The organism is Listeria sp. SHR_NRA_18, from assembly GCF_003856515.1.
Taxonomy (GTDB): domain Bacteria; phylum Bacillota; class Bacilli; order Lactobacillales; family Listeriaceae; genus Listeria_A; species Listeria_A newyorkensis.
Genome location: NZ_QPKR01000001.1, coordinates 155619 through 181571 on the forward strand (window position 1 = coordinate 155619; position 25953 = coordinate 181571).

Annotated in this window: 28 protein-coding genes and 1 other annotated feature; of the genes, 27 read left to right on the forward strand and 1 reads right to left on the reverse strand. The window is 41.9% G+C overall.

Annotation, left to right across the window (positions count from 1 at the left end; genetic code table 11):
* Positions 1–74: 74 nt before the first annotated feature.
* The 20 genes from DUK53_RS00840 to DUK53_RS00935 all read left to right on the forward strand — a co-directional run bounded on the left by DUK53_RS00840 (position 75) and on the right by DUK53_RS00935 (position 18373).
* On the forward strand, positions 75–1358 hold the full coding sequence (locus DUK53_RS00840; protein WP_036133189.1) for a bifunctional folylpolyglutamate synthase/dihydrofolate synthase: 1284 nt from the start codon (positions 75–77) through the stop codon (positions 1356–1358).
* A gap of 231 nt (positions 1359–1589) precedes the next feature.
* The gene (locus DUK53_RS00845; RefSeq protein ID WP_036089485.1) at positions 1590–2333 is read left to right on the forward strand and encodes a prepilin peptidase; all 744 of its coding nucleotides are present in this window, start codon (positions 1590–1592) and stop codon (positions 2331–2333) included.
* Between the two features lie 16 nt (positions 2334–2349).
* Positions 2350–3024 carry a RadC family protein gene (gene radC / locus DUK53_RS00850; protein ID WP_036089483.1) on the forward strand — a complete coding sequence of 225 codons (675 nt, stop codon included), beginning with the start codon at positions 2350–2352 and terminating at the stop codon, positions 3022–3024.
* Positions 3025–3262: 238 nt separating this feature from the next.
* The gene (locus tag DUK53_RS00855; RefSeq protein ID WP_036089479.1) at positions 3263–4276 is read left to right on the forward strand and encodes a rod shape-determining protein; all 1014 of its coding nucleotides are present in this window, start codon (positions 3263–3265) and stop codon (positions 4274–4276) included.
* 85 nt (positions 4277–4361) lie between these two features.
* Positions 4362–5225: a rod shape-determining protein MreC gene (gene mreC / locus DUK53_RS00860; protein WP_036089477.1), complete on the forward strand. Its 864-nt coding sequence runs from the start codon at positions 4362–4364 to the stop codon at positions 5223–5225.
* A complete protein-coding gene (mreD, locus tag DUK53_RS00865) occupies positions 5225–5749 on the forward strand; it encodes a rod shape-determining protein MreD (RefSeq protein ID WP_036089472.1) in 525 nt (174 codons plus the stop codon). The genes mreC and mreD overlap by 1 nt, the downstream gene beginning before the upstream one ends.
* 176 nt (positions 5750–5925) lie before the next feature.
* Positions 5926–6603, forward strand: a complete 678-nt coding sequence (gene minC, locus DUK53_RS00870) for a septum site-determining protein MinC (protein ID WP_036089471.1) — start codon at positions 5926–5928, stop codon at positions 6601–6603.
* A 2-nt stretch (positions 6604–6605) separates the two neighbouring features.
* Positions 6606–7406, forward strand: a complete 801-nt coding sequence (gene minD / locus DUK53_RS00875) for a septum site-determining protein MinD (RefSeq protein WP_036089470.1) — start codon at positions 6606–6608, stop codon at positions 7404–7406.
* 88 nt (positions 7407–7494) lie between these two features.
* A complete protein-coding gene (locus DUK53_RS00880) occupies positions 7495–8124 on the forward strand; it encodes a hypothetical protein (protein ID WP_036089468.1) in 630 nt (209 codons plus the stop codon).
* Entirely contained in the window at positions 8121–9473 is a 1353-nt protein-coding gene (locus DUK53_RS00885) for a ribonuclease E/G (RefSeq protein WP_052165055.1), read from the forward strand. The genes DUK53_RS00880 and DUK53_RS00885 overlap by 4 nt, the downstream gene beginning before the upstream one ends.
* 61 nt (positions 9474–9534) lie before the next feature.
* Positions 9535–9613: a sequence feature (ribosomal protein L21 leader region), on the forward strand.
* Positions 9614–9625: 12 nt separating this feature from the next.
* Positions 9626–9934 carry a 50S ribosomal protein L21 gene (gene rplU, locus DUK53_RS00890; protein ID WP_036066764.1) on the forward strand — a complete coding sequence of 103 codons (309 nt, stop codon included), beginning with the start codon at positions 9626–9628 and terminating at the stop codon, positions 9932–9934.
* Between the two features lie 21 nt (positions 9935–9955).
* Positions 9956–10276 carry a ribosomal-processing cysteine protease Prp gene (locus DUK53_RS00895; RefSeq protein WP_036089462.1) on the forward strand — a complete coding sequence of 107 codons (321 nt, stop codon included), beginning with the start codon at positions 9956–9958 and terminating at the stop codon, positions 10274–10276.
* 14 nt (positions 10277–10290) lie between these two features.
* Positions 10291–10581, forward strand: coding sequence for a 50S ribosomal protein L27 (gene rpmA / locus DUK53_RS00900; RefSeq protein ID WP_036066768.1), 291 nt, complete (start codon positions 10291–10293; stop codon positions 10579–10581).
* 434 nt (positions 10582–11015) lie between these two features.
* On the forward strand, positions 11016–11828 hold the full coding sequence (locus DUK53_RS00905) for an MIP/aquaporin family protein (RefSeq protein WP_036089461.1): 813 nt from the start codon (positions 11016–11018) through the stop codon (positions 11826–11828).
* 46 nt (positions 11829–11874) lie between these two features.
* Positions 11875–13368, forward strand: a complete 1494-nt coding sequence (glpK, locus tag DUK53_RS00910) for a glycerol kinase GlpK (RefSeq protein WP_036089459.1) — start codon at positions 11875–11877, stop codon at positions 13366–13368.
* 418 nt (positions 13369–13786) lie between these two features.
* Entirely contained in the window at positions 13787–15076 is a 1290-nt protein-coding gene (gene obgE, locus DUK53_RS00915) for a GTPase ObgE (RefSeq protein WP_124892529.1), read from the forward strand.
* Positions 15077–15094: 18 nt separating this feature from the next.
* Complete coding sequence (gene pheA / locus DUK53_RS00920; protein ID WP_036089455.1) at positions 15095–15952, forward strand: prephenate dehydratase; 858 nt, start codon at positions 15095–15097, stop codon at positions 15950–15952.
* 129 nt (positions 15953–16081) lie between these two features.
* Complete coding sequence (locus DUK53_RS00925) at positions 16082–16807, forward strand: YebC/PmpR family DNA-binding transcriptional regulator (protein WP_036133185.1); 726 nt, start codon at positions 16082–16084, stop codon at positions 16805–16807.
* 84 nt (positions 16808–16891) lie between these two features.
* Positions 16892–17260 (forward strand): DUF4064 domain-containing protein, encoded by a 369-nt coding sequence (locus DUK53_RS00930; protein ID WP_036089451.1) that lies wholly within the window; start codon positions 16892–16894, stop codon positions 17258–17260.
* Positions 17261–17434: 174 nt separating this feature from the next.
* On the forward strand, positions 17435–18373 hold the full coding sequence (locus DUK53_RS00935; RefSeq protein WP_036133305.1) for an L-lactate dehydrogenase: 939 nt from the start codon (positions 17435–17437) through the stop codon (positions 18371–18373).
* Between the two features lie 60 nt (positions 18374–18433).
* On the opposite strand, the gene DUK53_RS17440 is transcribed toward DUK53_RS00935, so the two are convergent.
* Positions 18434–18571 (reverse strand): hypothetical protein, encoded by a 138-nt coding sequence (locus tag DUK53_RS17440; RefSeq protein ID WP_156110610.1) that lies wholly within the window; start codon positions 18569–18571, stop codon positions 18434–18436.
* Positions 18572–18729: 158 nt separating this feature from the next.
* Here DUK53_RS17440 and ruvA point away from each other — a divergent pair, with 158 nt between their 5' ends.
* The 7 genes from ruvA to secDF all read left to right on the forward strand — a co-directional run bounded on the left by ruvA (position 18730) and on the right by secDF (position 25844).
* Positions 18730–19332, forward strand: coding sequence for a Holliday junction branch migration protein RuvA (gene ruvA / locus DUK53_RS00940; protein WP_036079740.1), 603 nt, complete (start codon positions 18730–18732; stop codon positions 19330–19332).
* Between the two features lie 16 nt (positions 19333–19348).
* Positions 19349–20350 carry a Holliday junction branch migration DNA helicase RuvB gene (ruvB, locus tag DUK53_RS00945; protein ID WP_036089444.1) on the forward strand — a complete coding sequence of 334 codons (1002 nt, stop codon included), beginning with the start codon at positions 19349–19351 and terminating at the stop codon, positions 20348–20350.
* 14 nt (positions 20351–20364) lie between these two features.
* Positions 20365–21396: a tRNA preQ1(34) S-adenosylmethionine ribosyltransferase-isomerase QueA gene (gene queA / locus DUK53_RS00950; protein WP_036133184.1), complete on the forward strand. Its 1032-nt coding sequence runs from the start codon at positions 20365–20367 to the stop codon at positions 21394–21396.
* An 87-nt stretch (positions 21397–21483) separates the two neighbouring features.
* Complete coding sequence (gene tgt / locus DUK53_RS00955; RefSeq protein ID WP_036089440.1) at positions 21484–22623, forward strand: tRNA guanosine(34) transglycosylase Tgt; 1140 nt, start codon at positions 21484–21486, stop codon at positions 22621–22623.
* A gap of 34 nt (positions 22624–22657) precedes the next feature.
* Positions 22658–22984 carry a preprotein translocase subunit YajC gene (gene yajC, locus DUK53_RS00960; protein ID WP_052165054.1) on the forward strand — a complete coding sequence of 109 codons (327 nt, stop codon included), beginning with the start codon at positions 22658–22660 and terminating at the stop codon, positions 22982–22984.
* 246 nt (positions 22985–23230) lie between these two features.
* Positions 23231–23512 (forward strand): post-transcriptional regulator, encoded by a 282-nt coding sequence (locus DUK53_RS00965; protein WP_036089583.1) that lies wholly within the window; start codon positions 23231–23233, stop codon positions 23510–23512.
* A gap of 70 nt (positions 23513–23582) precedes the next feature.
* Positions 23583–25844: a protein translocase subunit SecDF gene (secDF, locus tag DUK53_RS00970; RefSeq protein WP_036133182.1), complete on the forward strand. Its 2262-nt coding sequence runs from the start codon at positions 23583–23585 to the stop codon at positions 25842–25844.
* The last annotated feature ends 109 nt before the right edge of the window (positions 25845–25953 follow it).

Genomic DNA, 25953 nt, shown 5'->3' on the forward strand with positions numbered 1-25953 from the left:
GAACTATTTCAGACCTTCTGTGTACGTATTTTTGCAGGAGGTCTGATTTTTAGTATAGGGGAGAGATGGCGCATATGAGTTTTAAAAGCTATACAGAGGCTTTAGAATGGATACACGGAACACTACGTATGGGAATTAAGCCAGGACTTATGCGGATGGAGTGGATGCTTGCTAAGCTGGATAATCCAGAAAATAAAAATAAGTGGGTACACATTGCTGGAACAAATGGAAAAGGATCAACATTAACTTTTCTTCGTAATGTTTTGGAACAATCTGGATATCGGGTTGGCACGTTCACATCGCCTTATATCGAGACCTTTAACGAACGAATTAGTGTCAATGGTAAACCTATTGAAGATGAAAAAATTGTCCTACTATGTGATCGAATAAAACCTCTGGCTGACGAGCTAGCTCAAACTGAGATGGGTCATCCATCTGAATTTGAAATTATTACGACTATGATGTTTCTTTATTTTGCTGATTATGACACCATCGATATTGGCGTTATAGAAGTCGGATTAGGAGGTAGATTGGATTCCACGAATGTCATTACACCATTAGTCTCTGTTGTTACAACGATAGGTATGGATCACATGGAATTTCTAGGTAATTCACTTCAAAGTATCGCCATGGAAAAAGCGGGTATTTTCAAAAGGCAGATCCCCATTGTGAGCGGTGTGATACAGCCAGAAATACGTGCATTGTACGCGGTAAAAGCAAAGGAATGTCAATCTGGTCTATACCAACTAGGGACTGATTTCTTTTCACAGAAGCAGGCAGATGGACTATTTACTTATCAACTGGCAAATCGAAAAATACTGGAGATAGAGGTCGGGTTGATAGGTGATCATCAATTAAATAATGCTGCAGTTGCGATAAGGGTAGCAGAATTACTTAAAGAGCAACAATTTAGTATGACAGATGAGAATATCAAAAATGGTTTAAAAATAGCAAAATGGCCTGGTCGGATGGAGCAAATACATGATAATCCAATCGTGTTTTTAGACGGCGCGCATAACCTTGAAGGAATGAAAGTATTGGTCCAATCAGCAAAAAAATTCAAAAGTGTTCCTGTAAAGGTGCTGTTCACGGCAATGAAAGATAAAGAATTTACTGAGATGATTTCTTTGCTAAACGATATCGAAAATGTACAGATTTACCTTACCACATTTGATTATCCTCGAGCACTGACTAAAGGTGAGATAGAGCAAATCGCGATTGCCAATAATATTATTTCCGTTGAGAACTGGGAGGATATGCTTAGTAACTGGATAGCTAGAAGAGAAGAAGAGGTCATCTTAGTTACAGGTTCGCTCTACTTTATCTCAGAAGTTAGGAAAGTACTATTGCATTATTAAGACAAGGGAGACTCTAGTTAAAGGGTCTTTTTTGTTATTTTATAATTATTTTTGATGCGTGTAAATTGTACATAAAAGTATTTTGGGCTTCTTTTTTTCTCGAAAATCGTATTTTGTTCTTAGGCTAAATCTGTATTTTTAGCTACAATTCTACATGAAAAAACTATTTTGGCAATATGACAGTCAAATTTTATCATGCTATATTTGTGTCCAAGAAGTTGGAGGTGTCGCATGATTTATTTTATCTTATCTGTCTATAGCTTAGTCTTAGCATCCTTTTTACATGTTGTGGGCATGAATTATCCATTACGAAAGCCATTTTTACGTAGAATATCTTCGGAATGTGATTATTGCGGGGAAAAGCTACAGCTCACCCGTATGTTGCCTATTGCTTCGTTTGTCCTTCTCAAAGGGCGTACGGGGTGTTGCAATCAGCCTATGAGTTGGAGTTACTTTATCGTGGAAATACTATCGCCTATATTTGTCTGCATTCTCTACAGTGTATATGGATTTGAAAGCTCATTTTATCTCTATATTTTTATATTTTCGCTATTACTAATCCTGTATGTGAGCGATGTATATTATTTGCATATACCAAACATGTTTTTATTTGTTTACTTTTTTAGTTGTGCCAGCTATTACGGGTATATTGATTTCTCTGTTCTTTTGCAACATATGTACCAATTAATCATAGGCACAGCAGTGTTTGTTGGGATATATTTATTTGTTAGAAAGGGCTTTGGCTTTGGAGATATAAAATTACTAATATTGCTTTGTTTTTTATTGAGTTTGAAGGAAGCTTTATTTATCTTTATTATTGCCGTGTTCTCTGGAGCCATTTTAATTGGGATAGTCACTATATTTCAGAGAGGGATGAGAAAGAAGCGAATACCATTTGTTCCGTTTATACTGATTGGTTTTTTGCTATGTCCATTTGTCAATGATTTTTTCTGGGAGTTTGTTCTGTATAATTAAAAAGGAGGAGAAGCACATGTTTATAAGAGAGATGTCTGACACAGAAAAGCCTCGTGAACGACTCCAAAAAAAAGGAGTATCGAGTCTATCTAACATTGAATTGTTCGCGATTATTCTTGAAACGGGTAGTCGAACGGAGTCTGTCGTAGATTTGGCTAACAAAGTAATTGCAAAGTATTCAGAGATAGCGGATATGAGAGAAGCAACCTTGCAAGAGTTAACAGAAATAAATGGGATCGGTCTTGCTAAAGCTGCGAAAGTACTGGCTGCAATTGAGATTAGTAAGCGGATAGGACAACAAAAGGTAAATACATGTCCAGTAATTAGAGGGCCACAAGATGGTGCAGATTTAGTGATGCAAGAAATGAGCATGCTGTCACAAGAGCATTTTCACTGCGTTTTTTTGAGTACTAGGAACAGATTAGTCCACCGAGAGACGATATTTATTGGAAGTTTAAATAGTAGCGTGGTTCATCCAAGAGAAATTTTCAAACAGGCAATGAAGTATTCTGCGGCAAGCGTCATGTGTTTTCATAACCATCCTTCAGGTGATGCGAGTCCGTCAAGTCAAGACATCACTGTGACAAAACGGCTAAAAAAAGCTGGGGATTTACTAGGAATTCCATTAATCGATCACATCATAATTGGCAATAATACGTTCACAAGTTTAAAGCAAGAAGGCTATTTCTAAAGAAAAGATAAATATTTCAAGTATCTCATCAAAAATTAATGTCTGTTCTTCTTAGTTATGTTATAATAAGATGGTTGTTTATGTGTATCTGTTTTTACATAAAACATCAAGGGATATCAGCATACCTGATTATTAAAAGACAATACTTTGGGGCTGGGAATTTAAGAACTAATAAGTTAATAGAGAGACAGCAATCATGAACAAAGTGATAATTAAGAAGAGAAAAGGAGATTAATAAATGTTTGGATTTGGTAATAAAGATATTGGGATCGACTTGGGAACTGCAAACACTTTAGTATACATGAAAGGTAAGAGTATTGTTTTAAGAGAACCATCTGTTGTAGCAATGAAGAAAGATACACAGGAAATTGTTGCAGTTGGTAGTGAGGCGAAAAATATGATTGGTAGAACGCCAGGGAATATTGTCGCTATTCGCCCGATGAAAGATGGCGTTATTGCTGACTACGATACAACAGCAGCAATGATGAAATATTATATTCAAAAAGCGAGTAAGGGCTCAAGTGCGAGTAAGCCACGCGTTATGATCTGCGTTCCATCTGGAATAACAGGTGTTGAAAAACGCGCTGTTACAGATGCTACACGTCAAGCTGGTGCGAAGGAAGCCTACACTATTGAGGAGCCGTTTGCAGCTGCAATTGGGGCTGGCTTACCTGTGTGGGATCCAACAGGTAGTATGGTTGTTGATATTGGTGGTGGAACAACAGAAGTTGCTGTTATATCACTTGGTGGTATCGTAACTAGCCGTTCAGAGCGAACTGCTGGAGACGACATGGATGATGCCATTATTAATTTCATCCGTAAGAAGTATAATCTATTAATAGGTGATCGTACTGCCGAAACCATTAAAATGGAGATTGGTTCTGCTGATCCTGTTAATCTTGGCTTGGAACCATTTAGCATCCGAGGTCGCGATTTGGTGACAGGCTTACCAAAAACAATTGAAATCTCACCTGAAGAAATAAGCGAGGCATTAGCCGATACGGTTGCTTCGATTATCGATGCTGTGAAGAGCACTTTGGAAAGTACACCTCCTGAACTTTCGGCGGATATCATGGATAAGGGTATTGTTCTAACTGGTGGTGGAGCGCTTCTTCGTAATTTGGATTCAGCTATTGCAGAAGAAACCAAAATGCCAGTAATCATTGCTGAAAATCCACTTGATTGTGTTGCAATTGGAACAGGTAAGTCACTAGAAAACATGGATCTATACAAAAAGAAAAAAATGAACTAATGTAAGCTTACTTATTTTTGGGTGGATTTTTGGAACCTATTGCACAGTTGTAAAAGAAGAGGATTGACGAGATGAGGTGTTCATTATGCCACAGTTTTTCTTAAATAAACGTTTAATTATCTTGTTGATATCCATTATTGTTTTAGTAGCATTGGTAGGATATTCACTGAGTGGGAAAAGTAAAGCATCATGGCCAGAGCAATTTGTGAAAGATGTTGCGGGATTTGGAGAAAATATTGTCTCTAAACCAGTTGGCTTTGTTGCAGGTTTTTTTGATGGTGCAAAAGACTTAAGAAACACATACACAGAGAACGAGCATTTAAAAAAACGTTTAGAAGAATTGGCACAACTTGAAAGTAAAGTATCAGATTTAACTAAAGAAAATGCAGAGCTAAAGAAATCACTAGACATTGAAGCGGATCTTAGCGATTACGAGCCAATCAATGCGACGGTCATTTCAAGAAACCCAGATAACTGGAATACACAAATCCAAATTGACAAGGGATCTGTTGATGGAGTGCAGCCTAATATGGCAGTTCGTACCCCCGAGGGAATGATTGGAAAGGTCACTAAGACTGGTGCTAAATCTTCGACAGTGAAATTACTTAGTTCTACGGATGACAGGAATAGGATTTCTGCTATAGTACAAGGAAAAGCGGCAGCCTATGGTATTATCAATGGCTATGATGCGGAACAAAGACTTTTAGAAATGAAGCAGTTGCCAGTAGACCAGAAGTTTACTAAAGGCGAAAAGGTAGTCACATCTGGTTTAGGCGGAATTTTCCCATCTGACATTTTTATTGGGACAATTGAAAAAGTGGAGACTGATAAAATGGGGTTATCTCAGACTGCGCTTGTGAAGCCTGGTGCTGATTTATATGATTTGAGTCATGTCATTGTATTGAAACGTACATTGGAAGGCGATGATTCGGAAGGATCTGGCTCCTGATGAATATGAGAAAAGTAGTTGTAATGCCACTTATTGCAATCGCGATTTTTATTTTAGAAGGTGTCTCTAGCATGTTGTTTAGTCAAGCGTTCTTTGGTGAACAACGATTTTTTATCCCACACTTTCTTATTGTAATGCTCGTTTTGATGACCACTTTTTATAGTAGAAATACTACATTAATCTATGCTTTCGTACTTGGAATGGTATTCGATATTTATTACACTGGGATTTTAGGGATTTACTTCGCTATATTTCCTTTAGTTGTATATTTGACGGATAAATTTATGAAAGTTCTGCAAAGTAATATTATGTTGGTGGGACTTGTAACTGTTTTTAATGTGATTCTAACAGAGTGCTTGGTGTACGGTTTTTATGTTCTTATTGGTGGAACCGATATGACATTAGCTTCCTTTGTGGATCAACGTTTATGGACAACGATTTTGTTAAATCTAGCTTTCTTTTTAGTTATGTATTTCCCATTCAGAAGCTTTTTATTGAAACTAAAGAGAAGCGATGGAAGATAAATAGAATGAAAGTCGATATCAGTCTGTTTGCTTGTATGTATTTGGAATGCGTACTCAGTAATGTAATTTTACTTACTGAAAAGGGCTTTACAGACTGATATAGTTTTATTATGATGGAGGAGTAATCTTTTGAATTCTAGTGTATACTAAATATATGGCTGTGAGGTGAAGGTAAGTTGAAAAAATATGTCCAAATAAAAGGGACGAAAGATGGTATAAGCATTTTTTTGAGTGATGTAGCGAGTATTGTCGAACTGGAAGAAGGATTAATGCAACACCTTAAGGAACAGCAAAAAATAGTATCTCAAGATCAAAAGTTGACTGTTCAAGTACATATAGGGAATCGCCTTTTTACAGAAGATGAAGAACAGAGTATCAGGACTATTATTCAGGAAAATAGTGCTATGGAAGTTCGTGGCTTTACAAGCAACGTTATGAGTAAACAGGATGCAAAGAAATGGAAGGAAGAAGAGCAGATTTTTTCACTGGCTACAGTGGTTCGGTCTGGTCAAGTAATTAATGTGCCAGGTGATTTATTACTTGTTGGAGATGTTAATCCAGGTGGTTCCATTCGCGCAACGGGTAATATTTTTATTCTTGGGAATGTAAAAGGCATTATTCATGCGGGTTTTGAGGGGGATTCAAAAGCAGTTGTTACTGGAAAATTCCAGTATCCATCGCAAATTAGAATTGCCGGTGAGATTCGTGGATTTGATGATGAGGAAAATAAAGGTCGGGTGGAAGAGAATATTCTGACTGCATATATAGATGGTAAAGGTAAACTGGCGATTGATAGTTTACACATTTTAAGAAAAATTAGACCAGAAATTTCTAATTTTCAAGGAGGACAATAATCATGGGTGAGGCTATAGTTATAACTTCAGGAAAAGGTGGCGTTGGCAAGACGACTACAACGGCCAACCTTGGTACAGCGCTTGCATTGCAAGGCAAGAAAGTGTGCTTAGTCGATATGGATATAGGACTTCGAAATCTCGATGTTGTTTTAGGTTTAGAAAATCGAATTATTTATGACCTTGTAGATGTTGTGGAGGGTCGTTGTAAATTGCATCAGGCAGTTATAAAGGACAAGCGATTTGAGGATTTGTTGTTTTTATTACCAGCAGCGCAAACAACGGATAAGAGTGCGGTTACAGGCCAACAGATGAAAGCGTTAATTGCGCAGATGAAGCCTGATTATGATTTTATTCTTATTGATTGCCCGGCTGGAATTGAGCAGGGGTATAAGAATGCGGTTGCTGGTGCGGATCGTGCATTAGTTGTGACGACACCTGAGATTTCAGCTGTTCGTGATGCGGATCGGATTATTGGTTTGCTAGAACAAGAGGACATTGAGGCGCCTAAGTTGATTATTAATCGTATTCGGACACAAATGATGCGAAATGGTGATGTAATGGATATTGATGAGATTACGACGCATTTGTCTATCGAGTTGATTGGTATCATTATTGATGATGATGAGGTTATTCGTTCTTCTAACAGCGGTGAGCCAGTCTCTATGCAAGCGAGCAATAAAGCAAGTATCGGGTATCGGAATATTGCCCGTAGACTGCTTGGTGAATCTATTCCATTGATGTCGATTGACGAACAGAAACAAGGATTCTTTAGTCGCTTAAAAATCTTATTTGGTGGTAATTGATTAGACAGATAATAAAAGTTGGATTTATTGATGGGGACGTTGATGCCTCTCGTCAATAACCAGCTTTTTTGCTACAGGAGGAATTTTTATGGATGGATGGAAACCAGAAGATACACATAAAATTATAGAACAGTATAGAGATAGGAATCCTGTGCCAATCGAAAAACAGGATGAACAGACCAATTTTGAAATTATTAATCATGTTATGACACATGTAGAAGTGTTGTCGGATGACGAAATAAGAGCAGTTGTTGCCACGGCGAACTATATGTTTTTAATGCCTGCCGATAGACAAAAGTTTATGGAAGTGCTTACTAAAGCGTACAGTGTTAAAAAAAGTGAGATATTAGCTTGGGAAAAAACAATCAGTGCTTCGATGGAAGAATCTACGATAGATGTAAATGAAATTGTGTTTGATATGCCAGAAGTATGGATGTATTCACAATTAGCAGTGGGACGCTATGATGTTAGTGTGGGTGCTGAGATACAAGGCTTGTTGAGAAACTTTTTTGATGCATACCCGAATACATTTAAAAAGAATGTGGATTTTAAATCGATTGTTGGTGCTGCGGAATATGCTGTTATTGCGAATCGATACCCAGAGTTAAAGGATTTTGACCAGCAAGCGCTAGCAGATAAATATGAAGTATCTAGAACATCCCTGGCAGTGTGGTATAGAAATATTAAAAAATATTGTGTCTGGGAGGCATGGCATTGAGAATTGTTATTAACGCTATGGGGAAAGAAAAAAGGGTGGCTTTTTTAGAAGATAAGGTTTTAGTGGGATTGGATATTATCAGGCCAACTACGGAGCCCAAAGTATCGGATATTTACTTAGGAACGGTTACAAAAATAAACAAAAAAATCAACGCTGCGTTTGTAAATATAGGCTACAAGGAGAATGCGTTTATTCATCTGCAGGATATTCCGGATTCATATCGCCTGCATGAAGGGCTGAAATTAATGGTGCAAGTAAAGCGGGAAGGAAGCGTAACGAAGGCTCCGCTACTCACAGCCATGATTGAAGTGTCTTGTGGTTCTGTGGTGTACAGCTACGGGAAACCGTTTTTAGCGATATCCAAGAAAATAAAAGAAGTAGATAAAGTTCGATTACAGCAACTGGTAGCGCCGCTTTTACTAGATAACGAAGGAGTTATTCTCCGTTCGGCGGCGGTTGATGTTAGCCCTGACGAAATAAAAGAAAATCTTGTACAAGCTAGGTGTGAAATGGAAGAACTTATGACTCGAGCTAAAGGGGCTAATCGGAAAATTCAAGAAGCGATGGTTAATATCCCAACAATGTTGCATAGTAATCCGCTTCTGGACGAACAGACAGAGATTATTTGTGATGATGCTACACTTTATAGTAGTCTGAAAACGCAATTTTCTAATGTGTCGCTTTTTCGTGAAAAGGGCGGGATTTTCTCTGCCTATAATCTTGAAGTGGCGATTAATCGGTTGTTGCGCCCGACTGTATTCTTAAAAAATGGTGCTTCGATCGTTATCGAGAAAACCGAGGCTATGTGGGTGATTGATGTAAACTCGGGTAATTATAAATCGAAAAAAGAAGTGGATGAAGTTGCGTTTGATGTTAATCTGGCGGTGATTGAAGAAATCGGTCGTCAAATGAAATTGCGAAACATGAGTGGCTTTATTTTAGTTGATTTTATTGGTGGGATGAGTCGAGCTCAATTAGATAGTTTGCAGGAACAAATGCAAGAAGTGGCTTCTTTAGATACAACAACGGTTCGTGTGGAGGGGCTTTCTGAGAATGGCTTGATGCAATTGACGCGGCGCAAACGACAAAAATCGCTTATTGAGGAAATGCAGTGTGCTTGTCCTACATGTGAGGGAAGTGGTTATGTTTCTTCCGTTCAGACGCTTATTTATCAGATGGAGCGAGAGCTTAGAGGCGTTTTTGCAAGTGATCCGTCGTATGTTGCTGTGACGGTGACGATGGATGTCATGGATGCTTTTTTGGATGAAATTTCATTTGATGGAGATATTGATTGGATGATTGCGGATGAAGTGCGGCCGTTTTATCGGATATCGCAGGTGGAGCACTGATAATAGTTGTTGACACAGGCTTTCTTTCTATGGTATCATTCTAATGTTATGTTTGTAGCGCACCATGCTACAACCGCTCAGAATAGGGTCAAGCATTGTTTTCTAACAATCCCCTCATGATGGCGAGTCTAAGTATATGAGGAGGTGCAAGTATGTACGCAATTATTGAAACAGGTGGAAAACAAGTTAAAGTTGAAGCTGGCCAAGAGATCTATGTTGAGAAATTAGCAGGTGAAGTTGGTGATGTGGTAACATTTGACAAAGTCGTTTTTGTTGGTGGTGACGCTGTTAAAGTTGGGGCTCCATTCGTGGAAGGCGCAACAGTTACAGCAAAAGTTGAAAAACAAGGTCGCGCTAAGAAATTGACTGTTTTCAAATATAAGCCTAAAAAGAACTATCACAAAAAACAAGGTCATCGTCAACCTTATACAAAATTAACGATTGATGCAATCAACGCTTAATTTGTAAAGGGGATGATACGTATGATTCATGTAGATTTTATTCGGCATGAGGAACGAATCGTTGCTTTTGAGATGGATGGACACGCAAATTTCGCCGAACAAGGTGCTGATTTAGTGTGTGCAGGGGCTACTTCGATTGCTTTTGGCATGGTAAATGCGATTAGTGAAAGAATGGGAGTCGAACCTGTGATGGAAGAGGATGATGGTTATCTTTATTATTCTGTCCCTGAAGAATTAGGAGCTAGTGAGGATGTTCAAATCTTGCTGGAAGGCATGGAGCATCAATTGATATCTTTAGCGTATAGCTATCCTGATTATATTACGATTAACTCCAAAAAGTAGGAGGTGGAATTTTCATGTTAAAATTTGATATTCAACATTTTGCCCATAAAAAAGGCGGTGGTTCTACATCCAATGGACGTGACTCCGAGTCGAAACGCTTAGGTGCTAAACGCGCTGATGGCCAATTCGTGACTGGTGGGTCTATCCTTTACCGTCAACGTGGGACAAAAATTTATCCTGGAACTAACGTTGGACGCGGCGGCGACGATACTCTTTTCGCTAAAGCAGACGGCATCGTACGTTTTGAACGTATGGGTCGCGACAAGAAAAAAGTTAGTGTTTATCCAGTAGCACAAGAAGCATAATATGTTAAAGGGATCCTTCTATTGAGGGGTCTCTTTTTGTAGGAGCGTTCTGACAAAGGGAGCCTTTAATCCATATTATATTACTAGATGATACTTCCAAACCACACTCTCGTTATTTTTCCATGAAAATCATGTTTACCTGCCATATCTGTTAGGGTATAGTCCATAGACAAGTGCAATAAAACACAAGCGAACTTATGGGGCTAAAGGGTTGACAGCGTTTTCTTGATATGGTTTAATAGCTTTAAGTTAATAAATTTGTCAGGAGAAGAGATGACAATCAAAACGTCTATAAGTCTGCTTTTATGCGGTGCTTAGTTTTGGTTGTCATTCTTTTTTTGAAATAAATGAAGAAAAGGGTTACAGGCGATAAGTAACAAGGGGCGTGTTATGTTGCGGTGTCTAGACCAAAAAATCAAAAGGAGTTGGAATAAATGGACACAAGTATTGGCACACAATTTTTAGGAGAATTACTGGGTACGATGATCCTAGTGTTATTTGGCGGAGGCGTGGTTGCTGGCGTTTCGCTGAAAGGTTCCAAAGCGGAATCGGGTGGTTGGATTGTCATCACGATTGCTTGGGGATTGGCGGTTACAATGGGTGTGTATGTGTCCGGTTATATGAGTTTGGCTCACTTAAACCCGGCGGTAACATTAAGTATGGCTTTAGCTGGTAAATTTCCTTGGGCAGATGTTTTTCCGTACATATCTGCGCAGTTTATCGGAGCCTTTATCGGCGCGACGCTGGTATGGCTTCATTACTACCCGCATTGGGCAAAAACGGAAGACAAACCTACAAAATTAGGCGTGTTCTCCACGGCGCCGGCGATCCGTCATTATACATCGAATTTTTTCGGTGAGGCATTGGGTACTTTCGTTCTGATTTTCGGACTTCTATCGATTGGGGCTAATAGTTTTTCGGATGGCTTGAATCCACTGGTTGTCGGTGGGCTGATTGTTGTTATCGGGATGTCGCTTGGTGGAACGACGGGTTATGCGATTAATCCAGCTCGTGACCTTGGACCTCGTATCGCGCATTTCGTTTGGCCGATTGCTGGAAAAGGTGGCTCTGACTGGGCGTATTCTTGGGTTCCGGTTTTAGGACCGATTGTCGGCGGGGCGCTTGGTGGATTAGGCTATAACGCGATTGTTAATGAGGATTTCGGAATTTGGCTGTGGATAGTTGTTGCTCTATTCCTTGTGATTTTACTATTCACCATGCAACTTGATAAAAAGCAAAAAGCGTGACAAAATTAGAAAAAATGACATACTTATTTTGAAGGGGGAATTTTAGATGGAGAAAAAATATATTTTAGCATTAGATCAAGGTACGACGAGTTCAAGAGCGATGATTGTAGATGAAACGGGCGAAATTATCGGTGTGGAGCAGAAGGAATTCGAGCAAATTTTTCCGAAGCCGGGTTGGGTAGAGCATAATGCGAACGAAATCTGGGCTTCGATTTTAGCGGTTATTGCGGGCGTGTTACTGAAAACGAATATTTCATCGAAGGACATTGCTGGGATTGGTATTACGAATCAGCGTGAAACGACGGTGGTCTGGGAGAAAGAGTCTGGAAATCCGGTTTATAATGCGATTGTTTGGCAATCTCGTCAAACGGCGGATATTTGTAACCAGCTGAAAGAGGACGGTTACAATGATATTGTTCGCGACAAAACGGGATTATTGATTGATGCGTATTTTGCGGGAACGAAAGCTCGTTGGATTTTAGATCATGTGGATGGTGCGCAGGAGCGTGCGGAAAATGGTGAGTTGTTATTTGGAACCATTGATACGTGGCTTGTTTGGAAATTGACTGGTGGGAAAGCGCATGTGACGGATTATTCGAATGCTTCGCGGACGCTTTTATACAATATCTATGATTTGCAGTGGGACGATGAATTGCTTGAGATGTTGAATATTCCAAAAGCGATGTTGCCGGAAGTTCGCCAATCCTCAGAGGTTTATGGCACTACGGTACCGTATCATTTCTTTGGCGAAGAGGTTCCAGTTGCTGGGATTGCGGGTGACCAACAGGCGGCGTTATTTGGACAAGGTTGCTTTGAAAAAGGCGAGGCGAAAAATACGTACGGCACGGGTTGTTTCTTGTTAATGAATACAGGAGATAAAGCGGTTAAATCGGATACTGGGCTGTTGACAACGCTTGCGTGGGGTATTGATGGAAAAGTCGAATATGCGCTAGAAGGTAGTATTTTCGTTGCAGGTTCTGCGATTCAGTGGTTGCGTGACGGCATGCGGATGTTGCGTCATTCGGGAGATTCGGAAAATTACGCGTCTCGGATTGAGTCATCTGATGGTGTTTACGTTGTACCAGCGTTTGTAGGTTTGGGTGCGCCGTATTGGGATTCTGACGTGCGTGGTGCGGTATTTGGTCTAACTCGCGGAACGGAAAAAGAGCAGTTCATCCGTGCGACATTGGAATCGTTGGCATATCAAACAAAAGACGTATTGGATGCGATGGAAAAAGATTCAGGCATTGAGTTGAAATTGCTACATGTCGATGGCGGAGCATGTGCGAATGACTTCCTAATGCAGTTCCAAGCAGATATTTTGGATGTTCCAGTAGAACGTCCGGAAAACCGCGAAACAACTGTACTTGGCGCTGCATTTTTAGCAGGATTAGCAGTCGGTGTTTGGAAAGATAAGAATGAGATTAAGAGACATTGGAAATTGGATAAGAAATTCGAAGTTGAGATGAAAGAAGAAGAACGCGCTGAGTTATACGGCGGCTGGAAGAAAGCAGTGAAAGCGGCACAAGCTTTTAAATAAGAAGTGCTGAAACGGCCCGTTCAGCTCCGAAAAAACTGGAGCGGCCGTAGGAAAAAGCCGCTCTTGCTTTTTGTGGAGGGCGTGAAGTTTTCGAGGAGTTGGCCATTGAAGCCGGATCCAAAGAAGTGCTGAAACGGCCCGTTAGAATCGAAAAAAATTGTTAGGGGCCGCAGTGAAAACCCGCACTTGGTTTTTGCGGAGGGCACGAAATTTTCGAGAGTCTGGCCGTTGAAGCCGGATCCGGAGGCGCCAAACGTGACGCCACATATGAAAGAAGAGCCTAAACCATTCCTGTGGGTTTAGGCTTTTTCTATGGATAAAAATCACCCAGCCATAAAATATTTTCGAAAAAGGATGACTATGCAAGTAAAGTTCGTTATAATGAACAGATGATATAAAATTGGACGGGAGAATGATTATGTTTATAGATCAAGTTAAGATATATGTAAGAGCTGGTGACGGTGGAGATGGAATGGTTGCATTTCGTCGAGAAAAGTTTGTTCCAAATGGTGGACCAGCTGGCGGTGATGGTGGTAATGGTGGCGATGTTGTTTTTGAAGTAGACGAGGGTTTGCGTACATTGATTGACTTCCGTTATCAGCGCCGTTTTAAAGCGGAGCGTGGCGAACATGGGATGAGTAAAAGTATGCACGGACGTGGCGCGGATGATTTAATTATTAAAGTACCACAAGGAACGGTTGTATCAGACGTTGATACAGGTGAGGTTATCGCGGATTTAGTTGCGCATGGTCAACAGGCTGTGATTGCAAAAGCGGGTCGTGGAGGACGTGGAAATAAACGTTTTGCGACATCAGCGAATCCGGCTCCGGAATTATCGGAAAATGGTGAACCAGGGCAAGAGCGTTCGATCCAACTAGAGTTGAAAGTATTGGCAGATGTTGGTTTGGTAGGTTTCCCAAGTGTTGGTAAATCGACGTTGCTATCTGTTGTTTCTGCTGCTCGTCCGAAGATTGCGGCGTATCATTTTACAACGATTGTGCCGAATTTAGGAATGGTCGATACGTGTGATGGTCGTAGTTTTGTTATGGCGGATTTGCCTGGTTTGATTGAGGGTGCTAGCCAAGGTGTTGGTCTGGGGCATCAATTCTTGCGCCACATTGAGCGGACGCGTGTTATTGTGCACGTGATTGATATGTCGGCATCAGAAGGTCGCGATCCGTATGATGATTATTTAGCGATTAATAACGAGTTAGAACAATATAATTTACGTTTGATGGAGCGTCCGCAGATTATCGTTGCGAATAAGATGGACATAGAAGGCGCTGACGAACAGTTAGAAATTTTTAAAGGGAAGTTAAAAGAAGAGATTCCAATTTTCCCGATTTCGGCTGTGACGCAGACAGGTCTGAATCCGTTGTTGCTTACGATTGCGGATAAACTGGAAACGACGGCGGAATTCCCGCTTGATGAGTTGTTGGAAAAAGAAGAAGAGGAAACAGTTCTTTATAAATATCAAGCTGAGGCGCCTGATTTCGAGATTACGCGTGATCCGGATGGTACGTACGTGCTTAGCGGTGAGAAATTAGAACGACTATTTGCGATGACGAATTTTGAACGTGATGCTTCGATTCAACGTTTCTCTCGTCAATTGCGTGCGATGGGTGTCGATGATGCGCTTCGTAAACGTGGTGCGAAAGATGGCGAAACGATTCGTCTGTTTGACTTCGAGTTTGAATTCATCGATTAATAAAGGGGTGGCATTTTTATGAAGATTGGTTATTTGGGGCCGGTTGCGACGTTCACGCATTCAGCGGCGATTAGTGCTTTTCCGAATGGGGAAGCGGTCGCTTATGCAACGATTCCAGATTGCATTATGGCGATTGAAAAGGGAAAAGTGGATGTGGCGGTTGTTCCGATTGAGAATACGCTCGAGGGAACGGTTAATATCACGCTAGATTATTTATTTCATATTTCGAGCGTGCCGATTGTGGCGGAGATTGTCGTCCCGATTGCGCAACATCTCATGGTTCACCCAAATAATAAAGCTACCTGGCACTCTGTCCAAAAAGTGATGTCGCATCCTCAAGCGATTGCGCAATGTCACACGTTCTTGCAAACCGAGCTGTATGGTGTGGAGCGCGAGACGACCCCTTCAACGGCTTATGCGGCGGAATGGGTAAGCAAGCATCCAGATGAGCTTGTTGCGGCTATCGCGCCGTATATGGCGGCTGACGAGTATGGACTTACAATCGTTCAAGAAAATGCGCAGGATATCGAATTGAATCAGACGCGGTTTGTTGTTTTAAGTCGAAATCCGGTGCGTATTGCTTTGCCTGATCGGGAAGAAGAGAAGACTTCGGTTAGCGTTATTTTACCGAATAACATGCCGGGGGCGCTTCATAAAGTGTTGGCAACGTTCGCTTGGCGTAATATTGATATGAGCAAAATTGAATCTCGGCCGTTAAAAACATCGCTTGGAGAGTATTTCTTTTTGATTGATTTACTTTCGGATGGTGAGGCGAAATTAGTCCAGAATGCGTTGGAAGAAATCGCTTTACTTGGCGGGAAAACCCGAGAATTGGGGACATATCATGTGTATCGTCTTCCTGTGAAAATGAAATAATACGTGTCGAATCACGCTTGACCGGGTAAAATCGGTTCCGCGTGATTTTTTGTTTATCGTTTTTATTGAAGTTTCGCGGGAACTAGGCTAGACTTTTAAGAAATAAGTTTAAGGGAGTGTGGTGGAATTATGGCAGGACATTCGAAGTGGAAGAATATTCAAGGACGGAAAAATGCGCAGGACTCCAAACGAGCGAAAGTTTTTCAAAAGTTAGCGAAGGAAATTTTTGTGGCGGCGAAAGGTGGGGCGGATGTGGCTACGAATGCATCGTTGCGACTTGTGGTGGATAAGGCGAAAGCTGTGAATATGCCGAACGATAATATTAAGCGGGCGATTGATAAGGCGGCTGGAAATACGAGTGGGGAACATTATGATGAGATTACGTATGAGGGTTATGGACCTGGTGGTATCGCGGTTTTGGTACATACGCTGACAGATAATCGGAACCGGACGTCGACCAATGTGCGTGTGGCATTTAATAAGAATGGTGGCAGTCTTGGGGAAACGGGGAGTGTCGCCTATATGTTTAATCGCAAAGGGTATATTGTGATTGAGCGTGAAGGCTTGGAAGTGGATGAGGACACGTTTATGCTGGAGGCGATTGAGGCTGAGGCGGATAATGTGGAGATAAGCGCGGAAGCTTTTGAGGTTTATATGGAGGCGAGTGCTTTTACGGATGTGAAGGATGCGCTTAGTGAGGCTGGATATGCGTTTGCAACGGCTGAATTGTCGATGATTCCTCAAGTTGTAAATGAAGTCCCAGATGATAAAAAGGAGCAATTTGAGCGGATGATCGATGCGTTAGAGGACGATGATGATGTGCAGGAAGTGTATACGAATGCGGATGGATTTTGAGGTGCTTTACAGCGCTCAGATATTAGTGTAATCTTGTTTTAGAGGCTTTGGGCTTTTAAATTCGTGAATAAGAAGGAGAATTTAATGACTAGAACAGCAGAATTTGTGTTGGGGTTAATTGGCGGGATTACGGGTGTGATTGCATCCATAGTAACGATTGTATTTGGTTTCTTTATGGTTGGTATCGCTGCAATTATGCCAGAAGATGTGTGGAGTGGGCTTTTTAGCTTTGGCATGATGGGCATGGGCGTGTTAGTATTTTTCATGTCTGGATTTGCTATTGTTGCGGCGTGCATGATTAAATCGAACCCGAAAGCTTGGGGAATTGGACTGATCATCGTCGGAGGAGCTGGATTTATTCTGATTCAACTGTTATGGATCGTTCCAGGCGCGTTATTGCTTATTTCGGGCATTATGTGCGTGTCTCGTAAACCGTCGTATGAAGATTTTTAACTGGCAGAGGCTTATAAAGACTTGGTTTCACACAAAACAAGCAAGATATCGCGAATGCATATTGAGGTTCTAATTCGCTTTGCTTCAAAGAACTACAACAAATCGATTACTTTCTTTTCTGCTTGTTTCTGTGTAAAATGGGAGCAAGAATTGTGTGAGGAAGGAATGATTAATTTGAAGCCTAGAAAAGTGATGATTATCGGTGCTGGAAATGTTGGTTCGGCGGCAGCGCATGCTTTTGTGAATCAGAATATTTGTGAGGAATTAGTGCTAGTTGACTTGAATACAGAGCGTGTGGAGGGCCATCGCAAGGATTTAGCGGATGCGGCGGCTTTTACGCATGGGATGATGAAAATCAGCGTACGTGAGGCGAAGGACTGTCGTGATATCGATATCGCGGTCATCACAGTGACGGCGGGTGCTTTGAAAGAAGGGCAAACGAGACTGGATGAGCTAAAAAGTACGTCGCGGATTATTGCGAATATCGTTCCGGAAATGATGGCGAATGGTTTTGAAGGTATTTTCTTAGTGGCGGCGAATCCGGTAGATATTATTACGTATCAGGTGTGGCAACTTTCAGGTTTGCCGAGGCATCGGGTGCTTGGCACGGGTGTTTGGCTGGATACGACGAGATTGCGTCGCTTGTTATCGGAGCAACTAGACGTGGCGCCGCAGAGTATTGATGCTTTTGTGCTAGGGGAACATGGGGATTCGCAATTTCCTGTTTGGTCGCATTCGTCGGTGTACGGGAAGTCGATCAACGCTTACAGCAAGGAGAAGTTTGGCATGGAATTTGATTTGAAGGAAATCGGCGACCGAGCGCGGGATACTGGTTTTGAGATCTATCATCAAAAAGGATGTACCGAATATGGCATCGCTGGGACGATTGTGGAGATTTGTCGCAATATTTTTAGCGGGAGTCACCGTGCGTTGGCGGTTTCTTGTGTGCTCGATGGGGAATACGGGAAACGTGGTATTGCTATCGGAGTTCCAGCCGTTTTGGCGCAGGATGGGGTCAAGGAAATTATTGAGTTGCGATTGAACGCGTTGGAACAGGAACAATTTGATGCTTCTGCGGCAGTGATTGCGGAGAATATTACGCATTTGGGATAAAAAAGAACGGTTTACCAGTATCTGTCTGTTGTGTTTGGACCGATATCGGTAAGCCGTTTTTTATTTTTCTTCTTTTTTTAGCTGTTTTAGTTTTTGATGGATGTGATGGTTGGTCATGGATGTGTCTGTGGTGCTGCCGGTGGATGCGATGGCGTTTAGTAATTTTTTCAGGGTTGTCACGATTGTTTTTTCTGACATGATTACCACCTCGTCTTTTTATTGTATGCGGTTTCTTGGTTTGTGGCAAGTAGGAACGGGAGAAAATGTCGCAAACAATGATTTGTGGTAGTACAAATGTTCTTTTTTATGCTATCATGGAGGGAGTGAATTTATTTTTAGATGGAGGGGCATTTTCTTTGTATGAATATATAAAAGGTACGGTGACGGATATTTCTCCGGAGTATATTGTGATTGAGACGGGTCACATTGGTTATCAAATTATTACTGGGAATCCTTTTTCATTCTCGAGTCTAGAGGGTAAGGAAACCAAGGTTTATTTATATCAACATGTGCGTGAGGATAATATTTCCTTGTTTGGTTTTCAGACATCGGAGGAACGTTATTTGTTTAAGAAATTGCTCGGCGTGTCTGGAATTGGGCCAAAGAGTGCGCTTGCGATTATTGCTGCGGGCGATCCTGTGCCGCTTATTTCAGCGATTGAGGCGGAGGACGATGTGTATTTGACGAAGTTTCCGAGCGTTGGGAAAAAGACGGCGCGCCAGATTATTTTGGACTTAAAAGGGAAGCTTGCGGATGTGGCGGCGGATCAGATTACGGTTCAGAAGGCGACGAAAGACATTTCTGATGGGTTACCGCCAGCGCTTGAGGAGGCAGTTTTGGCACTCGAGGCGCTTGGTTATAGCACGCGGGAGCTCAAAAAAGTACTGCCGAAATTGGAAAAAGAAGTGTTGACGAGCAATGATTATATTAAATTGGCGTTGCAACTCATGACGAAGTAAGGAAGGGGAATGTGATATGGAAGACCGCATCATTTCTGGTGAAAACGTGAATCAAGAAGAAGTTTCCTTCGAGAAAAGTCTCCGCCCACAGACCTTAGCGCAATATATTGGGCAAGAAAAAGTGAAGCATAATTTAGCGGTTTTTATTGAGGCGGCGAAACAGCGGGAAGAGGCGCTGGATCATGTGCTTTTGTACGGGCCACCGGGGCTTGGGAAGACGACGCTTGCAATGGTGATTGCGAATGAAATGGGAACCGCGATGCGTACGACGAGTGGTCCTGCGATTGAGCGTCCTGGTGACTTGGCGACGATTTTGACGACGCTTGAGCCGGGGGATGTGTTGTTTATTGATGAGATTCATCGATTGAACCGCTCGATTGAGGAGATTCTATATCCAGCGATGGAGGATTATTGTCTAGATATTGTGATTGGGACGGGTCCTACGGCGCGATCGGTGCGTTTGGATTTGCCACCGTTTACGTTGATTGGGGCGACGACGCGTGCTGGGCAGTTATCGGCGCCTTTGCGGGATCGGTTTGGTGTGATTGATCATTTGGAATTTTATTCGGAGGAGCAGTTGACGGATATTGTGACGCGGACGGCGGATATTTTGGATACGGAAGTGGAGAAATATGGCGCGGTGGAGATTGCAAGACGATCGCGTGGGACACCTCGGATTGCGAATCGGTTGCTAAAACGGGTGCGTGATTTTGCGCAGGTTCGTAGTGATGGTTTGGTGACGGAGAGTTTGGCGCGTGAGGCGTTGACGCTTTTGCAGGTGGATCCGCGAGGTTTGGATACGATTGATCAGCGTTTACTGGCGACGATTATTGGCTCGTTTCGTGGTGGGCCGGTTGGTCTGGATACGATTGCGGCGAGTATTGGTGAGGAGCGCGAAACGATTGAAGATATGCAAGAACCCTATTTGTTACAGATTGGCTTTTTACAGCGGACGCCACGTGGGAGACTGGTGACGGACGCGGCTTATGAGCATTTAGGACTAACGAAAAGTGAATGAAAAGGTGTGTCGGAATGAGAGTAGAGGATTTTGATTTTGAATTACCAGAGGAATTAATCGCGCAGACGCCATTGCTTGATCGGACGTCGAGTCGCTTGATGTTATTGAATAAGGAAACGGGCGCCATCGAGGACAAGCATTTTCCAGCGATTTTGGAACATCTGCATGCGGGTGACGCGCTTGTTTTGAATGATACGCGTGTGTTGCCGGCGCGACTTCACGGGGAAAAGGCGGAGACGGGCGCGCATATTGAAGTTTTGTTATTGAAACAGACGGAAGGCGATGCTTGGGAAACGCTTGTTAAACCAGCAAAACGGATTCGAAAAGGGATGCGTATTGTGTTTGGTGATGGCGAACTTTCTGCGGTTTGTTTGGAAGAATTGGAACATGGTGGCCGTATTTTGCAATTTGAGTATAGTGGTATTTTTTATGAGATATTAGAGCGTTTGGGCGAGATGCCTTTGCCTCCGTATATTAAGGAGCAATTGGCGGATCAGGATCGATATCAAACCGTTTTTGCACGTGAAAATGGTTCTGCAGCGGCGCCAACAGCTGGGTTGCATTTCACGGAAGATTTGTTGAATCAGGTGCGCGCGAAAGGTGTGAAAGTGGTATTTTTGACGCTTCATGTTGGGTTGGGGACGTTCCGACCGGTGGATGTGGAAGATACGGCGAATCACAAAATGCATTCGGAATTTTATCGTTTGACGGCGGAAGCAGCGCGAGAATTAAATGACGTGAAGGCGGCTGATGGCAAGGTTGTTGCGGTTGGGACGACATCGATTCGGACATTGGAAACGATTGCGTCGAAATTTGATGGAAAATTGCAAGAAGATAGCGGTTGGACGGAGATTTTTATTTCGCCGGGTTACGCGTTTAAAGCGGTGGATGCCTTGATTACGAATTTCCATTTGCCTAAGTCGACGCTTATTATGCTAGTGAGTGCGCTTGCGGATCGCGAAAAAATTATGGCGGCCTATGAACACGCGGTTGCGCAGGAATATCGCTTCTTTAGTTTCGGCGATGCGATGTTTATTTACGCTTAATTTATTTTTTTACTAGAAAAGACTTGTTTTTCAGTGCTTTTTTAGATATGCTATGATTTGGATATCACAAATAGAAAGAGGTAGAAAATGGCTGCGATTACCTATGAACTAATAAAAACTGATAAGCAAACAGGCGCTCGTCTCGGCAAAATTCACACGCCGCACGGTTCTTTTGATACGCCAATGTTTATGCCAGTGGGGACGCTTGCAACTGTTAAAACGATGTCTCCAGAGGAACTCAAAGCAATGGGTTCTGGCATTATTTTGAGCAATACGTATCACTTGTGGTTACGCCCAGGTGAGGATTTGATTGAAGAAGCAGGTGGTCTTCACAAATTTATGAACTGGGATCAGGCGATTTTGACGGATTCTGGCGGTTACCAAGTGTTTAGCTTGAGCGATATGCGTGATATTAAGGAAGAAGGCGTGCATTTCCGCAATCATTTGAACGGAGATAAGCTGTTCCTGTCACCTGAAAAAGCGATTCAAATTCAAAACTCGTTGGGATCGGATATTATGATGTCGTTTGACGAATGTCCGCCATATCCAGCGACGCATGACTACATGAAGAAGTCGATTGAGCGTACGTCTCGTTGGGCAGAACGTGGTTTGAAAGCGCACGCGCGTCCGCATGACCAAGGACTTTTTGGGATTGTGCAGGGTGGTTCGTACAAAGATTTACGTGAGCAAAGTGCGCGTGATCTTGTGTCGATGGATTTCCCAGGTTACTCGATTGGCGGATTGTCCGTTGGGGAGCCGAAAGATATTATGAATGAAGTGTTGGAGTATACGACGCCATTATTACCAGCGAATAAACCGCGTTATTTGATGGGTGTAGGTTCGCCAGATGCGTTGATTGACGGCGTAATACGTGGGATTGATATGTTTGATTGCGTGCTTCCAACGCGTATTGCGAGAAATGGGACATGTATGACGAGTAAAGGCCGGTTAGTCGTTCGAAACGCCAAATTTGCGCGTGATTTCCGTCCGATTGATGAGGCGTGTGATTGCTATACGTGTAAGAATTACTCGCGTGCCTACATTCGACATTTGATTCGTTGTGATGAAACTTTTGGAATTAGGCTTACTACTTATCATAATCTACATTTTCTGTTAAACTTAATGGAGCAAGTTCGCGGCGCAATTATGAACGACCGCCTTGCTGATTTCCGGGAAGAATTTTTTGAGCAGTATGGTCTTAATGGCCCGAATGCGAAAAATTTCTAATATAGAATAAGAACGAAAGGAGCTGAATAAACACATGGCAATGTTAATACCGTTATTATTAATGATCGTATTGTTCTACTTCTTGCTTATCCGTCCACAACAAAAACGTCAAAAAGAAGTAAACGCAATGCAAAGCGGTCTATCTAAAGGTGATAAAATCATTACTATCGGAGGCTTGCACGGAACTGTCGTAGCAATTGAAGATGGCAATGTTGTACTTGATTGTGCTGGTAGTGAACTAACTTTTGATCGCAATGCAGTTCGTACTGTTTTAGCGAAATCAGACGCAGTTGAGGAAGAAGTAGTGGAAGCAGAAGTTGAAGAAGTAACAACAACGGAAGTAGACACGGAGAAAAAATAAGTTTTCTTTTTGAAAAAACAAGCCGTGGATGAAAATCCTTGTACTGGCTTGTTTTTTCTTGTAGATAAGTGGGTATATAGAAATATCGTCGAGCAAAAAAAGATACATTTTTCATGGGGAATGCGATCGTTTTGTGAACGAGTTGGAAATAAAGATTTGGCTTTTTTGAAGATTATGCTTCCCATTTACTTCATAATTAGATAAAATGAATCTATGTTGTTTGAAAAAGAAGGTGTGAGAATGAGGATGGGATCCGACAAAGAGTGGTACGATCAGTTAGAAACGGCAATTTTAATTCGTGTAGAAGATTTTAAACTTATGGGGTACCGTGAAATCAAAGCGGAACATATTTGGTCTTTTTTGGTTGAAGTTGTTTGGAAGGATCAAGAGGACCCGCGTTTGCATCAGCGCATTCACGACATTTTACAAATGAAGATAGCATCATTAATGGACTTTATTACCATGGGACCGCCAGAAGAAGCAGAGAAGGAAGCTATTTCGCTGCAACTAACGGAAGCTCAAGAGTAGCATTCTACATAGCGTAATGGCGCCTACAAAGGTGTCTGTTGTTAGTAGATGAGGGAGGAATTAGAAAGAAATGATAAAGAAAAGTAAAATAATTACATTTTTCCTGATCGTAGCAATTATTTTTGGAACAGTTATTTTTACTGCAAAACCTGTTCTGGATAAAATTAATCTCGGGCTAGATTTGCAAGGTGGTTTCGAGGTTCTTTACCAAGTAGAGCCTGCTGACGGGAAAAGTAAAGTAACCAATGAAACACTGAAAGAAACAGTGGCAACATTGGATCAACGTATTAATACATTAGGGGTTACAGAACCAGTTATCACAATTGAGGGCGGAAACCGTATTCGGGTTCAACTCGCAGGGGTAACGGATCAAACAGAAGCACGAAAAATCCTATCGACACAAGCTGTCTTGTCATTCCGTGATGCTAATGACAAGCTGATGATGGACGGTAGTGACCTTGTACCAGGCAGCGCAAAAGCTGTAACAAACGACAAAAACCAAGCAATCGTTACGTTGGAAATGAAAAACAAAGATAAGTTTGCTAGTGTAACCAAAACAATTGCTGCAAAAGCGCCAGACAATCAGTTAGTTATTTGGTTGGACTGGAAAGAAGGCCTGAAATACAAAACAGAACGTGTTAAAGAAAAACCAGCGTTCCTTTCTGCGCCAAACGTAGATCGTGAATTAGACACGAAGAAAGTGGAAATATCAGGTAGTTTTACAATGGATTCTGCGAAAGAACTAGCGAACTTGCTAAATTCTGGTGCGCTTCCTGTTAAATTAACCGAGGTTTACTCTACTTCTGTCGGCGCACAATTTGGTCAAGATGCCTTGTCTGAAACCGTTGTAGCCGGACTTGTTGGTGTTATTGCTATCTTTATCTTCATGATGGCTGTATACCGTTTACCAGGTATCATCGCTTCCATCACTTTGGTGGCGTACACGTACATTGTATTACTTATTTTAGGATTATTAAATGCAACCCTTACACTACCAGGTATTGCCGGATTAATTCTCGGTATTGGTATGGCGGTCGATGCCAACGTTATTACCTACGAGCGGATAAGGGAAGAACTCAAGGTTGGTAAATCCACGAAAACAGCCTTCGATACAGGTGGGAAAGAATCCTTCAGAGCTATCTTTGATGGAAACATTTCGACGCTTATTGTTGCTGGGGTTCTTTTCTACTTCGGGTCAAGCTCGATTAAAGGTTTCGCGACGGTATTGATTATAAGTATTCTTGTGAGTTTCTTGACTGCTGTTTGGGGTTCAAGAGCGCTAATGGGACTTCTTGTAAGTAGTAATGCACTGAATAACAAACCAGGATTATTTGCGGTTCGTCGTAAAGATATCCACGATTTACATGAAGGTAAACAAACATTCGATTTGAAAACGCATTTTGATAAGTATGATTTCGTCAAACATCACCGTGCGTTCTTGACTACTTTTGCGGTCATTGTGGTGATCGGGATTGTGATTCTATCGGTGTTCAAGTTGAATTTGGGTATTGATTTTGCGAGTGGTACGCGTGCGGAGGTCACTTCGACACAGGCGCTGACCGAGGAGCAGATTAATAAGGATTTGAAAGAGATTGATATGCCTTCTGATGATGTCAATTTCCAAAATAATAACAAGACGGCCGTTATTAGTTATAAGGGTGCCTTGACGCAGGACGAAATCGCGAAGTTTAAAACGCATTTCAAGAAAGCGTACGGGACAGATCCGAATATTAGTACGGTAACGCCGACTGTTGGACAGGAACTTGCGAAGGATGGGTTGTGGGCGCTTGCTATTGCCTCGTTACTGATTGTGGTTTATATCGCGTTTCGTTTCGAGTTGTCCATGGGTATTGCGACGATTCTGTCGTTACTATTTGACGCTTTCGTGATCTTCATCTTCTTTAGTATCTTCCAACTGGAGGTCGATTTGACGTTTATTGCGGCAGTGCTGACCGTTATCGGTTACTCCATCAATGATACGATTGTTACGGCGGATAGGATTCGAGACGTTTCCTTCAAAATGGGACGTTTCAAAAAACCAGAGGATATCGCGTTTGCGGTTAACCATGGTTTACGTCAAACGTTTATCCGTTCGATCAATACCATTTTGACTGTATTATTCACGGTTATCGCGCTTATTATCTTTGGTAATGAGTCGATTCTGAACTTCTCGATTGCGCTTTTAGTTGGATTAGTATCCAGTGTGTTCTCATCCATCTTCATGGCAATGCAATTGTGGTATGTATTCAAAAAACGTGAGCTGAAGAAAAAAGGCGTTATTAATACACAGAAGAAAAAGAAACGCGCAAGAACAGACCAACCAGTCGTATAATCTGTGATAAGCGGATTTTCGGCAAGACTTAGCTAACGCGTCTAATGCCGAATGTTTATCTTATCTGAGACGTAAAATTCAGGTGGGATAGGCATTCGGCATTTTTTAT

What these genes read in the sequence shown, in the direction of transcription:
- DUK53_RS00840 (WP_036133189.1), top strand. Translation starts at nt 75, where the DNA reads ATGAGTTTTAAAAGCTATACAGAGGCTTTAGAATGGATACACGGAACA.
- DUK53_RS00845 (WP_036089485.1), top strand. Translation starts at nt 1,590, where the DNA reads ATGATTTATTTTATCTTATCTGTCTATAGCTTAGTCTTAGCATCCTTT.
- radC (WP_036089483.1), top strand. Translation starts at nt 2,350, where the DNA reads ATGTTTATAAGAGAGATGTCTGACACAGAAAAGCCTCGTGAACGACTC.
- DUK53_RS00855 (WP_036089479.1), top strand. Translation starts at nt 3,263, where the DNA reads ATGTTTGGATTTGGTAATAAAGATATTGGGATCGACTTGGGAACTGCA.
- mreC (WP_036089477.1), top strand. Translation starts at nt 4,362, where the DNA reads ATGCCACAGTTTTTCTTAAATAAACGTTTAATTATCTTGTTGATATCC.
- mreD (WP_036089472.1), top strand. Translation starts at nt 5,225, where the DNA reads ATGAATATGAGAAAAGTAGTTGTAATGCCACTTATTGCAATCGCGATT.
- minD (WP_036089470.1), top strand. Translation starts at nt 6,606, where the DNA reads ATGGGTGAGGCTATAGTTATAACTTCAGGAAAAGGTGGCGTTGGCAAG.
- DUK53_RS00880 (WP_036089468.1), top strand. Translation starts at nt 7,495, where the DNA reads ATGGATGGATGGAAACCAGAAGATACACATAAAATTATAGAACAGTAT.
- rplU (WP_036066764.1), top strand. Translation starts at nt 9,626, where the DNA reads ATGTACGCAATTATTGAAACAGGTGGAAAACAAGTTAAAGTTGAAGCT.
- DUK53_RS00895 (WP_036089462.1), top strand. Translation starts at nt 9,956, where the DNA reads ATGATTCATGTAGATTTTATTCGGCATGAGGAACGAATCGTTGCTTTT.
- rpmA (WP_036066768.1), top strand. Translation starts at nt 10,291, where the DNA reads ATGTTAAAATTTGATATTCAACATTTTGCCCATAAAAAAGGCGGTGGT.
- DUK53_RS00905 (WP_036089461.1), top strand. Translation starts at nt 11,016, where the DNA reads ATGGACACAAGTATTGGCACACAATTTTTAGGAGAATTACTGGGTACG.
- glpK (WP_036089459.1), top strand. Translation starts at nt 11,875, where the DNA reads ATGGAGAAAAAATATATTTTAGCATTAGATCAAGGTACGACGAGTTCA.
- obgE (WP_124892529.1), top strand. Translation starts at nt 13,787, where the DNA reads ATGTTTATAGATCAAGTTAAGATATATGTAAGAGCTGGTGACGGTGGA.
- pheA (WP_036089455.1), top strand. Translation starts at nt 15,095, where the DNA reads ATGAAGATTGGTTATTTGGGGCCGGTTGCGACGTTCACGCATTCAGCG.
- DUK53_RS00925 (WP_036133185.1), top strand. Translation starts at nt 16,082, where the DNA reads ATGGCAGGACATTCGAAGTGGAAGAATATTCAAGGACGGAAAAATGCG.
- DUK53_RS00930 (WP_036089451.1), top strand. Translation starts at nt 16,892, where the DNA reads ATGACTAGAACAGCAGAATTTGTGTTGGGGTTAATTGGCGGGATTACG.
- DUK53_RS17440 (WP_156110610.1), bottom strand. Translation starts at nt 18,571, where the DNA reads ATGTCAGAAAAAACAATCGTGACAACCCTGAAAAAATTACTAAACGCC.
- ruvB (WP_036089444.1), top strand. Translation starts at nt 19,349, where the DNA reads ATGGAAGACCGCATCATTTCTGGTGAAAACGTGAATCAAGAAGAAGTT.
- queA (WP_036133184.1), top strand. Translation starts at nt 20,365, where the DNA reads ATGAGAGTAGAGGATTTTGATTTTGAATTACCAGAGGAATTAATCGCG.
- tgt (WP_036089440.1), top strand. Translation starts at nt 21,484, where the DNA reads ATGGCTGCGATTACCTATGAACTAATAAAAACTGATAAGCAAACAGGC.
- yajC (WP_052165054.1), top strand. Translation starts at nt 22,658, where the DNA reads ATGGCAATGTTAATACCGTTATTATTAATGATCGTATTGTTCTACTTC.
- DUK53_RS00965 (WP_036089583.1), top strand. Translation starts at nt 23,231, where the DNA reads ATGGGATCCGACAAAGAGTGGTACGATCAGTTAGAAACGGCAATTTTA.
- secDF (WP_036133182.1), top strand. Translation starts at nt 23,583, where the DNA reads ATGATAAAGAAAAGTAAAATAATTACATTTTTCCTGATCGTAGCAATT.